Consider the following 12,532-nt stretch of genomic DNA (forward strand, 5'->3'; position numbering starts at 1 on the left):
TTTAATAATTTCTAAAATTTTTCAGAGGACATACTTTTTAATAGATGTTTTGATAAAAATTATTGGTGTACGAAAAATTAAAGGAATTATTATGAAAAAGATTTATTTTTTATTGCCTGCTTTAGCGGGGATGATGTTTGGATCAAGTGGAATTTTTGTTAGAACTTTAACTGAAAACGGAATTGATCCGACAACATTGTTATTTTTAAGATTTTCAATAGCTACTCTGGTAATGTTTGTTTGTGTGTTATTGACTGACAAATCATTATTTAAAATCAAAAAGGAGTATTTGCCTTATTTTATCATTGCAGCTATTAGTATTGTAGGATTGAATCTTTGTTATAATGAGGCTATGAATTCAATTCATCTGTCTCTTGCAGCAGTATTATTGGGCACTTCACCAATTTTTGTTATAATTGGTGCTTATTTTACATTAGGTGAAAAAATAACAGTTAAAAAAGTAGGATCAATGCTTCTGGCAATTGTAGGATGTATATTGGCTAGCGGATTTTTAGAAAGCAGTATTGGTTCAATTTCATTAATCGGAGTTTTAGGTGGTGTTGGAGCTGCGATATTTTGTGCTGTTTATACATTAGATTCAACAAAAGTGATTAATAGGGGATGCCATACATACAGTATTTTATTTTACTCTTTAATTTTGATTGTAATGATACTGTTACCTTTTACAGATTTTGGTCAGATAAATCATTATGTCAGTATTAATCCAGTTTCAAATGTGCTGTTTTTAATATTGCATTCATTTATTTCATTTGCTTTGCCATACATCTGTTTAACAACTGCTTTAAATTATGTGGAATCTGGTGTGGCATCAATATTGCTGTCTGGATGTGAACCTATTGCAGCATTAATATTTGGTATTGTCTGTTATTTTGAAATTCCAACATTTTTAATGCTTTGTGGTTTGGTAATAGTTATTGTTGCATTGGTAATCTTATGCAAACCACCTAAAAAAGAAGAAGTTAAAGTTTGAAGTCTACATATTCGTATACTTCATCATAACTTGTTTTTACACCTAATTTTTTATATTCATTAACTAATGTTTTTATATCTCTTTGAAGCAGTTCATGAGAAATAGGGTTGTCTAAAACAACAGACTGTGAAACATCAATGATAATCGGTTCTTCATTTTGATTAAGGATGTTATAATTGGATAAATCTCCATGAACTAATTTTCCTTCATGTACAAACTTTTTCAACTGCACTAAAAGCTTATTGAAAAATTCTTCAGGATTTTTTGGAGGCTGGTTTCTGACAGGTTGTGCCGGATTTCCTTTTTCATCACCAATAAATTCAATTATTAAAACATTATTTGAGCTGATGTAAGGTTCAGGAACATTAACTCCTGCATTATGTAATCTTTTAAGGTTTTTAAATTCTTTACTTACCCAAGCATAAATCAGCTGTCTTTTATTTTTAGTTTTAACATTAAATCTTGGGTCTCCATGGACATAATAATCCATTTTTTTAAAATCAGAAGTAGCTATTCTGTAAATTTTAACAGCTACATAAGTTTCATCTTTAGTTATTCCCTTTAAAACATTAGCTTCCTTTCCAGTACTTATAGCACCATTTAAAATATCAATATAATCCTGTTTAGCTAATTTGTATAATGTTTCTAAAGTTATTTTGTCAAAAACTTCGCTTCCGACCTTTCGGTCTTCACTGCCTTTTCGTCTTTTACGTTCTCGTATTTTTTGGACTTTTGCATCAGCCTTATTGATTTTTGAATCCATTAAAATCAGTTAAAATAATAAGGGGGTAAAAGGGTATTTACATTTTTAAATAGCCTTTTCTTTCAAGCCAGTTAGATTCAGTTTTGGTATATCTCCATATTACATCTGCTTTTTCATCTGATTGGAAATCCCATGGTTTTACAAGAATGATATCTCCTTCACGAATCCAAATACGTTTTTTCATTTTTCCTGGGATTCTAGTCATTCTAATGTTTCCATCAGCACATCTAACTTTTAATTTACCGTGACCCATAATTTGTTCTACGGCTCCTGGAATTTCCCCTTTTTTAGGTGTTCTTACTCTTCTAAATTCTTGTGAGTTATTGTTATTATTTGGTTTTGACAAGTACTCTCCTCCTCAATATAGTTTATATTTTCCATTTTGTTGATGATAAATTAAACTATTTATATATTACTTTTATTAATATATTAATGTATTCATTAAAGGGGATAATATGGGAACTGAATTTTTAAAAATTAAAGAATCTGAAGATGCTTTAGAAATTATTCAAAAATTATTTGATAAATATTACACTCTTCAAAGTGAGGAAATAGCTGTTGAAGATGCATACGGCAGAATACTTTCTGGTGATGTATATAGTAGGATGGATTTCCCTCCATTTGATAAAGCCCTAAAAGATGGTTTTGCAATTCTTTCACAGGATAGTTTTGGAGCTAGTGAAGAATCTCCAAAAACTTTGGAAGTTATTGATTTTTTAGAAGCAGGTTCAACAACTGATAAAACTGTTGAGGAAGGCAAATGTGTTGAAATAAGTACTGGTGCAGCTATGCCTAAAGGAGCAGATGCAGTTGTAATGGTTGAATACTGTGAAAAAATGGATTCTAATGTTAATATACTGACTACTGTTACTCCTACTCAGGATGTAGCTAAAAAAGGTTCTGATACTAAAGAATCTAAATTAATTTTAAAAAAAAGGGATGTTTTAACTCCCGGTAAGATTGGTGTTTTACTTTCTCAAGGATTTGAAACAATTGAAGTCTATAAAAAACCTACTGTTGGTGTTATATCCACCGGAAATGAAATCACTCTTCAGGGTAATGAATTGCCATATGGTAAAATTTATGATGTCAATGGAAATATGATTAAAAATGATGCAATATCCTGTGGAGCCAATGCTAAGTTTTTAGGAACTGTTAAGGATGATTATAATCAACTTAAAGCTAAAATTCAGGAATCTTTAGATGATGTAGATATTTTAATCGGATCTGGAGGAACTTCTGCAGGTCTTGGAGATGTAATGAAACATGTTTTGGATGAATTAGGTCAGGTTTATATTCATGGAATCTCTGTACAGCCGGGAAAACCTACTATTATAGGTATTGTTGACGGTAAAATCGTAATTGGATTGCCTGGAAATCCTGTGTCTGCATTAATGATTTTTAATGCATTTGTAGCTCCTCCTTTAACAAAATTGGCAGGCATTGATAAAAATTTCGAAAAAAGTACTGTTAAAGGCAAACTAACTAGAAGAATACATTCTCCAGTTGGCAGGATGCAGTATCAATTGGTGAAAGTTGATGGTGAAAATATTCAGCCGATATTTAAAGACTCTGGAGCTATATTTTCTCTATCTACTGCTGACGGTTATGTAAAAGTTCCAAAATCTGTTGAACTTCTTGATGAAGGAGAAGAAGTTGAGGTATATTTATTTAACATAAATTAAAAATATTAAATAAAAAAAGGTGAATCAAATGCAAATTCAAGATAAAATTATTCCTGATCAAAAAATAGCTGTTATTAATTATAAAGGACCAATTTCCGATTTAGAAATATTGCTTTCTAAATTGATGGACTGGGTTGAAACAGAAGAAATTAAAACCATTGGAGAACCTTTTATAATTTACTACTCTCCAAGACATAGTGTAAATCAAGGAGATGCTGTGTTTGATGTAGGTATAGCTATTGAAGGTGATGCACAAGCAAAAGACATTATTAAAACTGCAGATTTATTCGAACATGGTGTTTTAAGCGGAATTCATGAAGGTTCTATTGATAATATTTTAGATAGCTATGATACAATGGTTAAAGTAGCTCAAGAAAACAATTATGATATTATTGGTTCACCTACTGAAGTTTTAATAAAAAATATTCACAATGCTGACAGTGAAGATGAATATGTCACTGAAATAAGATTGCCAATCATTAAAATGTAGGTCATATTATGGCTAAAAATAATGAAGAAATAGATATAGATGAAGAAATTAAAAGAATTTCTCGTAAAACTAATGTGGATGTCTTTAAATCTGAAAGAACATTTGATAACAGGATTAAAAATTTAGAAAGAGAAATTGAAAAAGCTTCTCAAACTCAACTTAATGACTTTGATAAAAATAAAGAGTTAGTAGGTAAATACCTGTCAACAGATTACTCTTCATCTACTATTGATAATTACAGACGAAAATTAAAAAAAATTTAATGTTGTCCAACAACTCTTAAGTTGTGGACTAAGATTTTTGGAAGGATAAATGGTCCGTATTGTTTAATTTCGGATTTGACACCTTCACTTTTTTTCAATATTTCAAATATATTTCCAGAAATCATTGCTTTATTTATAGGGTAGCTAATCTCACCATTTTCTATTTTAAAAGCATTACTTGCTTCTACGGAAAAATCACCGGAAATAGGATTTGCAGTATGTGCTCCTAAAACACTGGTAGTTAAAACTCCTTGGGCTATTTCGCCTATTCCTATTTTTTCATCAAAATCAAGAATTATATTTGACGGACTGACTGATGGTGTAGATAGGTATGAGTTTCTATAACCGTTTCCAGTACTTGTTGTATTTTCTTTATTTGCTGTGTAAATATCATACATAAATGATTTTAAAACACCATTTTCTACAAGGTTGGTTTTTTTGGATACAGTTCCTTCACCGTCACATTTTGCAGAATACATTCCTTTTTCTAAAGTGGCATCATTTGTTATTGATAAGTTAGGGCTTACAATTTCACTATTCATTTTGTCATGAAGTATGGACCTTCGTCTTTGAACGTTTTCTCCATTGAATGCTGCTAAAAAAGTAGATAAAAGACCAGTAGCAGCATAATAATCAAGAATCACATCATAATCGTTAGTTTCAACAGATTTTGTATCAACAGATTCCATAGCTAATTTACACACATCTTCAGCTAATTTGTCACCATCCAGATCATAAAATCTTGAAGAGACAGAATCATATGCTGTAGCTACATTTCCTTTTTCTTCAATATTTACAGATAATCCAGCACCAAATCCAGTGCTTTTATCAGCAATTGAAACTCCATTTGAATTCAATATAATTGATTCTCCACGGCTTGCTGAAAATCCTGCTGAAGTTACTTCACATTTGGTTTCATTAGCTTTTGTTATGATATTATTCAGAAAATCAATAGTTTCATCCAAGTCTAAATTTTCAAATTTTTTATCATATAGTTTATCAATTTTATTTACTTTTTCTTCTTGTGAAAATGCATAATTTTTATCAGGATTATTTAATTTGGTATTTTCCAGAGCTTGCAGAGCAGTTTGATTAATTTTATTTAAATCTGAAGTGAATGCAAAGCCCATTTTATTGTCTTTCAATATTCTAATTCCAATTCCTTGGGTAATTTCTTCTTTTGCAAAATTTAATTCATCGTTTTTAGAATCAAGTTCTATTGTTTTTCCTGTACTGACATATACTTCATAATCATCACAGATTTTTTTAACTTCTTTTTCACATTTTTCAGCTATTTCATATATCATTTTATCAGCTCTATAATACAAATTTTTCAATAGCTTCCTTTACACCATCACCATAGCTGTTTGTGCAGATGTAATCACTATTTTTTTTTAAGGAATCTTCAGCATTTCCAACAGCTACCTTCATGCCTGCTTCTTTTAGAAATGCTTCATCGTTTTCACTGTCTCCCATAGCCATTACATTATTCATGTCAATGCCAATTTCATGGCAAAGATACTTTAGGGAACTTCCTTTATTTACTCTTTTGTCTGTAACATGTAGGGCAAATCCGCTATCGTATAATTCTATTTTATCTAAATATTCAAAGCCTTCCAAACCTTCTTCAAGCTCTTTTTTAGTTATAGTTTTGTAAAATACACTTTCAGTTAACCTGTACATATTGTCATTTGAAATGTGTTTATCAAATTTCGGACCTAATGTTTCTTTTAAGTGTTCATCAGCAGCAGTTACATAAGTTCTATCAACTATTGTTTTTATCTGGTTGTTGTTGTAATTTTCTTTGAATATTACGCCACCATTTTCACTTACTACTCCTCCACTAGCTCCAAGGAGTACTAATGTTGCATAAGCATAGGTTACAATATTTCCAGTTACGATAATTGTAGGAACTCCTGCATCTTCTGCTTTTCGTATAGATTCCATAGCTGAGTAACAAAGTCTTCTTTTATTATCAGTTATTGTTCCATCAATATCTACAGCTATTGCGTCTATATTCATCTTAATCCCTTGAATATCTGTGAGCTATGTTACAGGTTCCTTCTTTACTGACCATACATGCCCCAATTGGATGGAGTGGATTGCAGGTTTTTCTAAATAATTTACAGTCTTCAGGTCTAGCCAATCCTCTTAAAATAGGTCCGCAAATACATCCTTTAGGAGCTTCTTTAACATCTTTTACTTCAATATCATATTTGACTCTTGCGTTATACTGGCTGAATTCATCTTTAATTTCTAAGATGGAATTAGGTATTTTTGGAAATCCTCTCCATTCTCTGCTGCCTACTTCAAATACTTGGTCGATAACTTTTTGAGCTATTACATTTCCTTCATCTCTAACTGCTCTATGGTATTCGTTATCTATTTTAGGTGTTTCATCACGTATTTGCCTTAAAATCATATAAACAGACATTAAAATGTCTAATGGATTAAATCCGGCAACTGCCTGAGGTATGCCGTAATCTGTTGAGAGATATTCAAAAGGTTTAGTTCCAATAATTGTACAAACATGTCCTGGTTCAATTAATGCATTAAGATTAGTTTCTCCAGAATTTATTAAATAATCGATAGCTGGGGGGATTAATCTGTGACAGGATAATACTGAAAAGTTTTCAGGAGGTTTGGATAAAATTTCTGCAGCAGTTGTTGGTGCTGTGGTTTCAAATCCTGCAGCCATAAATACAACATCATTGTCTTCTTTTTTGGCTATTTCAATAGCTTTATTGATTCCATATACTACTCTTACATCTCCACCTTCTGCTTTTGCTTCTGCAAGAGAACGTTCAGAACCTGGAACTCTTAACATATCTCCAAAAGTAGTTACTGTAACTCCTTTGTCGACTAATTCTAAACATTCATCAATTTCACGGGAAGGTACAACACATACAGGACAACCAGGCCCCGCAATAATTTCTACTTCTGGAGGAAGTAAAGACCTTATTCCATTTTCCATAATTGCATGTTCATGTGAACCACAGACATGCATTATTTTTACTGGAGTAGCTATTTCATTTATTTTGTCTAACAACTCTTTTGTCATATTTTTCATTCATTAACACCTAAAAGATTTAATATTAGTATTATTATATTATTTAGTAACGTTTAAATAAATTTTGTAATTTAGGGATATATATGTTTGAAAATAATAAGATATTGGTGGTGATTCCTGCTAGGGGTTATTCAAAAAATATTCCTCGTAAAAATTTACGTTTGCTTGGTGAAAAACCTCTTATTTATTACTCGATAGATATAGCAAAAGCATCACAATATGTTGATGATGTGGTAGTGTCTACTGAGGATTCTGAAATTGCATCAATTGTTGAAAAGTATGGCACTAGTGTTGTGAAGCGTCCTGTAGAATTAGCTACTGATGAAACATTATTGGATACTGTTATTTATGGTGCAATGTTACAAAAAGAAAAACAGGCTTTTGATGAATATGATATTGTAATTACAATTCAACCTTCTTCTCCGTTATTAAAAACTGAAACATTAGATAAAGCTATTGAAAAATTCGCTGATTTTAATATTGATAGTGTAATTTCTGTTGTTGATGATAAAAATTTAAGATGGGGATTTGATGATGAAAATAGGAGGTATTTTCCATTTTATGCTGAAAGATTGTATAGGGATTTACTTCCTAAAACTTTTAAAGAAACTGGTGGTATATTAGCTACTCGCCGTAATTTTGTAACTGAAACATCACGTTTAGGTTTGAATATAGATTTAATTGAGATTTCTCGTGAAGAAAGTGTTGAAATAAATACTTATGAAGATTGGTGGATTGCAAATAATTACCTTAGAAAAATGAAAATAGCTTTTGTTGTCGATGCTTATGATCAGATTGGAACTGGACATATGTATCGTTGTTTGTCAATGGCATCAAAACTTGTATTCCATGATGTGGTATTCTTTATTAACAGGAACCATCAGTTAGGAATTGATATTATTGAAGGTTATAATTACAAATATCAAACATACGAAGGTAAATCTGATTTACTGGGTTTGTTTGAACATTTCAATCCAAAAATCGTCATCAATGATGTAGGAAATACTTCTTATGATTATATGGTGGATTTAACCAGTAGAGGTTATTATATAATCAATTTTGAAGATTTTGGAAGTGGTTCTGATCTTGCAGATTTAGTATTTGATTCATTATATGAGCATGAAAGTGATGATAAATTCTTTGTAGGGCATGAATACTACATTTTAAAAGATGAATTTTATTTGCATCAGCCAAAAATAATTACAAATGATGTTAGGAATGTTTTGATTGATTTTGCTCCAAATGATACACTTAATTTATCTCAAAAAGTTTTAGATGCTCTTTTAGCTAGTGGTTTTTCCGGCAGAATTAATGTTATTTTAGGTTCAGGACATGAAAATTATGATGAATTAGTATCTAAATATGAATTTATGAAAAATGTTCAATTTTATACAACTGTGGAGTCTATTAGTGACTTTATGATTTCTGCAGATATTATTTTCACTTCTGGTGGGAGAATTATGTATCAGGTCTGTTCTTTAGGCGTTCCATGTATTGTTATATGTAAGGATGAAAGAGAGGAAAGAACTCTCTTTGGAAGTCCTGAACATGGATTTGTGAATATGGGAATGGGATCTTATTTATCTCAAGAAGATATTATAGAACAATTCAATATTGTAGCTAATGATTTTGAACTTAGACAAGCAATGAATAACAAAATGTTGGAAATTGATTTAAAACATGGTTTTGAAGAAGTTTGGGGTGTTGTTAAATCTAAATATAGGGAATTTAATTTAGATAATTCTAAATAAATTCTTTTAAATTCTTTTTTTAAGGACTTTGTCAATAAATTATTATTTGATAATTTTACTTATTTTTGCGGTTTAGTCATTAATTTATATTTTATTTTTCTTTTATTCTTTTTAGAAATCTTGTTTTTTAATTTTTTTTGAGAATTTTTTGTTTTGGTATTTTTTGATTTTTTCCTCCACAAAAAACCATCAAAAATACATGAAAAAGCAACCATTTTACAGACTTAAAATAAGAAATAATGACTATTTTAATATGAAAATAAGAAAAATTAGAAAAGCTATCAATAATCGGTATTATTGACAATCCCCTTAAAAAATAAAAAAGTTAAAATTCTGAAGAACAATCTGCAGAATATTTGTTAAGTAAAACTGCACATTTGTCTATTGTTTCAGAATTTAATTTAGTAGAACCATATTCAATTTTATGTAATAATTCTTCCATAAATAAATCTTCATCAGTTAATGGGGTGTTTATTACAACAACTTCATGATTTATGAAACCGACTAAAGGTTCAACAAAACAGTGTCTTATATTGTTTTCATTAAGGAAATTAATTAGGTTTTCACCCAGTATTAATGATTTTTGTTTTATTTTATTGTCCTGTGAGAATTTTGCTTGTTTGGTTGTATACTTAAAGCGTCTACCATAACTGGAGTTAATTTCTTCTATTTTTTCATCATTTTCAATAGAATCAATTAAATTTAGATTTTCATTTTCTGAATCTAGTTTATTTTTTGCTTTGTATTTTTGTGAAATAAGCGCATAAATTCCTGAAGGCCCTATAACTACATGATTTATACCTATAGATGATCCAGGTATTTTTACATTATAGAAAACATAATACTCTTCTGGAAGAGTTAATAAGTGTTCTCTGATAATTCTAGTTCTAGTTTCTGTTTCTTTAGTGTCTCTAGTTTTATAGATTCCATAACATAATACTATCACACTAATTAATAATGTAAATATACCAAATCCGCTATCTATAGTTAATATTTCTATGATACTTAAAACGAAGATTATAGATCCAATTGCAATTAGGATATTGTTGGTGTTACTATAATTCTTAATTTCATTTATTTGAATATTTTCATCAGTTTCAGATGTGATGTTAGTGTCAGGTTCCTTTATTGTTAATTTATCACTTATTTTTTCTAAAAACTTATGGGATTTTTCAGTTTCTGGGTTGTCCACATAATACTTTTCCATTCCTTTGAAAAATTCATCTTTAAGATATTTTTTCAAAACATTATAATCATTTGATTTAGGAATAGAAAATTCTTTTCCAAACTTAGATAGAACTGCTTGAGGTATAGTAGTTCTTGCAGTTCTTGGAGCTGGTTTTTGTTCCATTTCTTTTTCTAGTTCTTCATCTGCAATTTTTTGCATTTGATCTTCTGAGAAAAAACTTTCTATTTTATGTGTAACTGATTGTATAGGTGTTATTGTATTCTTTTCAGTAGATGTGTATTCATCAGCACTTTTAGTTTCTTCATAAACTGTTTCAGGAGCTTCCTTTTTTTTCTCTTCAAGATATTTGCCTACTTCTTTATTCATATTTTCATCTAAATATCTTAAAGACCCTCCACAACTATCACACTCGTAATCAAGTATGTTGTCGTTTTTATTTATTTTATATTTTAATCCACATTCGCTACATTGGACAATATAAGAATCATCATACTTTTGTGAAGTTGAAATTGTAGATTTTGAGGAATTGTCGTCATCAGAATATTTTTCAGTGAATTCTAAGTCTCCTGCACATGAAGAACACTCGAATGCACTTATGTCGTCATCATCATCGAGTTGGTATTTAGCACCACAGTTCTTACAGCATACAACTTTCATATTATCCTCTTTGCTTTGCCTTATTTTATTGTGTTAATTTTTATAATTATTTTATTATATATGTTTCTAATATTTCTCAGTTTGCAGCAATTATCACTTATTTTTCTCATATAAATACAGGTCATCTATGTTTTTTACTTGGGTATAATTAGTTAAATTACTTAATTCTTTATTGGAAATGTAATATGTTACATTAGACTGATCTATGTATGTAATATTGCTTGTTGGAATTCCTTCAACATCTGTTTGTAAATACCAGCTATAAGGTCTTAAATTATAAACTCCAATTGACTGGTTTTCATAATCTGGATTATTTTGAATTATGTAATTTGATATTTCTTCAGGACCTTTAAAATTTGGAATGTCTTCGTAAGTTGATGTAAAAGCAAATCCTTGAATTACAAACATTATAATTAAAACTAATGGAATTATATTTTTATTGATTGTGATTTTTTCATGAATTAATTCTATACTAAGCATAATAAAGTATATTATTGGAGGAATGGCTGGAATAATATATCTGTTAACTCTAATATTGAAATAAGTAAAGAATATGTAAAATGACAATATCCATCCTAACATTGCAAGGTATTCCTTATGTTTGGAGTCTTTACCAATTAAATAAAGGCCAACAAATGTAATTATTATTGTAACAATGGAACTGACATGGGTGAATGTTGCAATAGATATTAAAAATGCAATTGCTGCACCAATGCTTTCTTTATTGCGTTTGATTCTTAGTTTCATTCCTCCAAGAATAGTTCCAATAGCTAATAATCCAAGAGTTATCCATGAAATTATTGTTGAGTTTTCAAGTAGAGGGGTAGAATTTACAAATGTGGTTTTTGAAGCAGAAATGAATTCTGGGAAATTGGTAAAGTAGTATTTCATATCTGGATTATATGCCTGATTCACGGTCATTCCACGTTTTCCTTCTACTCTGATTGCAGTTTCATGAATTAATGGCAATTCAAAATTACTCATTATAGTTAATATAATTAAAACAACAACAAAAAGGCCAATGGAATATAATATTCCTTTAATAATGTATGGTTTGTCTTCAGGTGTTATTTTAAATCCTTTTTCATAAACATAGTATAATATTAAAACGGGTAAGATTAATCCTGCAGTATATCTTGTAAATAAACAGATTACAAAAAGAGGCATAGCTATAATATAATATTTTGGATTTAATTTAATAGCCATATATGAGATAAGAACACACCATATAGTTACAGCTACTGCCGGAATATCCAAAGTTCCATTAGCTAACCATGCTAAATTAAGTGCAAAAGTAGCATACATTATAGTTCCAGTTAAACTCAATACTTCATTAAATCTGGTTCTAAGCAAAAGATAAAATCCAATATTTCCAAGTATTGCGAATACACCAGTAACTAAATAAATAGAAAGTTCGCTTTTAAATCCCAAATCAAATAATAATGATGTTATAAAAGAGATTAAAGGATATAGGTAAATTGTTGATGTGGAGTTTATATTGGCTCCAGAGTAATATAGTGCATTTAATAAATAAACAAAAACATCAGAACAGTATATTCCGATTGATTCTGTAAATTGAATGTAATGGGCAACTAATAATGAACTAATTATAAGGACAACTAATATAAACTTAATGTCATTACTTTTCAAATTTAAATCATTAAAAATCATTA

12 protein-coding genes are annotated in these 12,532 nt (G+C 29.6%); 5 read left to right on the forward strand and 7 right to left on the reverse strand.

Going from position 1 to position 12,532, the window contains the following annotated elements:
- Positions 1 to 91 precede the first annotated feature (91 nt).
- The gene (locus tag K4897_RS06710) at positions 92 to 991 is read left to right on the forward strand and encodes a DMT family transporter (RefSeq protein ID WP_250415784.1); all 900 of its coding nucleotides are present in this window, start codon (positions 92 to 94) and stop codon (positions 989 to 991) included.
- On the opposite strand, the gene K4897_RS06715 is transcribed toward K4897_RS06710, so the two are convergent.
- On the reverse strand, positions 981 to 1,754 hold the full coding sequence (locus K4897_RS06715; protein ID WP_019264847.1) for a serine protein kinase RIO: 774 nt from the start codon (positions 1,752 to 1,754) through the stop codon (positions 981 to 983). The genes K4897_RS06710 and K4897_RS06715 overlap by 11 nt on opposite strands.
- Positions 1,755 to 1,791: 37 nt before the next feature.
- Complete coding sequence (gene eif1A / locus K4897_RS06720) at positions 1,792 to 2,100, reverse strand: translation initiation factor eIF-1A (RefSeq protein WP_029143199.1); 309 nt, start codon at positions 2,098 to 2,100, stop codon at positions 1,792 to 1,794.
- Between the two features lie 109 nt (positions 2,101 to 2,209).
- On the opposite strand from eif1A, the gene glp reads away from it, so the two are divergent.
- Genes glp through K4897_RS06735 form a run of 3 tightly spaced genes read left to right on the forward strand, consistent with a single transcriptional unit; the run spans position 2,210 to position 4,192 of the window.
- Entirely contained in the window at positions 2,210 to 3,439 is a 1,230-nt protein-coding gene (gene glp / locus K4897_RS06725) for a gephyrin-like molybdotransferase Glp (RefSeq protein ID WP_250415785.1), read from the forward strand.
- A 28-nt stretch (positions 3,440 to 3,467) separates the two neighbouring features.
- Positions 3,468 to 3,929, forward strand: a complete 462-nt coding sequence (locus K4897_RS06730; protein ID WP_019264845.1) for a GyrI-like domain-containing protein — start codon at positions 3,468 to 3,470, stop codon at positions 3,927 to 3,929.
- Positions 3,930 to 3,937: 8 nt separating this feature from the next.
- The gene (locus tag K4897_RS06735; RefSeq protein ID WP_250415787.1) at positions 3,938 to 4,192 is read left to right on the forward strand and encodes a hypothetical protein; all 255 of its coding nucleotides are present in this window, start codon (positions 3,938 to 3,940) and stop codon (positions 4,190 to 4,192) included.
- On the opposite strand, the gene K4897_RS06740 is transcribed toward K4897_RS06735, so the two are convergent.
- Genes K4897_RS06740 through hypD form a run of 3 tightly spaced genes read right to left on the reverse strand, consistent with a single transcriptional unit; the run spans position 4,189 to position 7,262 of the window.
- Entirely contained in the window at positions 4,189 to 5,499 is a 1,311-nt protein-coding gene (locus K4897_RS06740) for a TldD/PmbA family protein (protein ID WP_250415789.1), read from the reverse strand. The two genes, K4897_RS06735 and K4897_RS06740, sit on opposite strands and share 4 nt — an antisense overlap.
- A gap of 10 nt (positions 5,500 to 5,509) precedes the next feature.
- A complete protein-coding gene (locus tag K4897_RS06745) occupies positions 5,510 to 6,214 on the reverse strand; it encodes a phosphoglycolate phosphatase (RefSeq protein ID WP_250415790.1) in 705 nt (234 codons plus the stop codon).
- 1 nt (position 6,215) lies between these two features.
- The gene (gene hypD / locus K4897_RS06750; protein ID WP_019267883.1) at positions 6,216 to 7,262 is read right to left on the reverse strand and encodes a hydrogenase formation protein HypD; all 1,047 of its coding nucleotides are present in this window, start codon (positions 7,260 to 7,262) and stop codon (positions 6,216 to 6,218) included.
- A gap of 83 nt (positions 7,263 to 7,345) precedes the next feature.
- On the opposite strand from hypD, the gene K4897_RS06755 reads away from it, so the two are divergent.
- Complete coding sequence (locus tag K4897_RS06755; protein ID WP_019264840.1) at positions 7,346 to 9,013, forward strand: cytidylyltransferase domain-containing protein; 1,668 nt, start codon at positions 7,346 to 7,348, stop codon at positions 9,011 to 9,013.
- A gap of 325 nt (positions 9,014 to 9,338) precedes the next feature.
- On the opposite strand, the gene K4897_RS06760 is transcribed toward K4897_RS06755, so the two are convergent.
- Positions 9,339 to 10,859 carry a zinc-ribbon domain-containing protein gene (locus K4897_RS06760; RefSeq protein ID WP_250415792.1) on the reverse strand — a complete coding sequence of 507 codons (1,521 nt, stop codon included), beginning with the start codon at positions 10,857 to 10,859 and terminating at the stop codon, positions 9,339 to 9,341.
- Between the two features lie 93 nt (positions 10,860 to 10,952).
- The gene (locus tag K4897_RS06765; RefSeq protein ID WP_019266656.1) at positions 10,953 to 12,530 is read right to left on the reverse strand and encodes a glycosyltransferase family 39 protein; all 1,578 of its coding nucleotides are present in this window, start codon (positions 12,528 to 12,530) and stop codon (positions 10,953 to 10,955) included.
- Positions 12,531 to 12,532: the final 2 nt, after the last annotated feature.

Origin of the sequence: Methanobrevibacter sp. TLL-48-HuF1, from assembly GCF_023617305.1 — an archaeon.
GTDB lineage: Archaea > Methanobacteriota > Methanobacteria > Methanobacteriales > Methanobacteriaceae > Methanocatella > Methanocatella intestini.

What these genes read in the sequence shown, in the direction of transcription:
- K4897_RS06730 (WP_019264845.1), top strand. Translation starts at nt 3,468, where the DNA reads ATGCAAATTCAAGATAAAATTATTCCTGATCAAAAAATAGCTGTTATT.
- hypD (WP_019267883.1), bottom strand. Translation starts at nt 7,262, where the DNA reads ATGAAAAATATGACAAAAGAGTTGTTAGACAAAATAAATGAAATAGCT.
- K4897_RS06765 (WP_019266656.1), bottom strand. Translation starts at nt 12,530, where the DNA reads ATGATTTTTAATGATTTAAATTTGAAAAGTAATGACATTAAGTTTATA.
- K4897_RS06760 (WP_250415792.1), bottom strand. Translation starts at nt 10,859, where the DNA reads ATGAAAGTTGTATGCTGTAAGAACTGTGGTGCTAAATACCAACTCGAT.
- K4897_RS06735 (WP_250415787.1), top strand. Translation starts at nt 3,938, where the DNA reads ATGGCTAAAAATAATGAAGAAATAGATATAGATGAAGAAATTAAAAGA.
- glp (WP_250415785.1), top strand. Translation starts at nt 2,210, where the DNA reads ATGGGAACTGAATTTTTAAAAATTAAAGAATCTGAAGATGCTTTAGAA.
- K4897_RS06745 (WP_250415790.1), bottom strand. Translation starts at nt 6,214, where the DNA reads ATGAATATAGACGCAATAGCTGTAGATATTGATGGAACAATAACTGAT.
- K4897_RS06715 (WP_019264847.1), bottom strand. Translation starts at nt 1,754, where the DNA reads ATGGATTCAAAAATCAATAAGGCTGATGCAAAAGTCCAAAAAATACGA.
- K4897_RS06755 (WP_019264840.1), top strand. Translation starts at nt 7,346, where the DNA reads ATGTTTGAAAATAATAAGATATTGGTGGTGATTCCTGCTAGGGGTTAT.
- K4897_RS06740 (WP_250415789.1), bottom strand. Translation starts at nt 5,499, where the DNA reads ATGATATATGAAATAGCTGAAAAATGTGAAAAAGAAGTTAAAAAAATC.
- K4897_RS06710 (WP_250415784.1), top strand. Translation starts at nt 92, where the DNA reads ATGAAAAAGATTTATTTTTTATTGCCTGCTTTAGCGGGGATGATGTTT.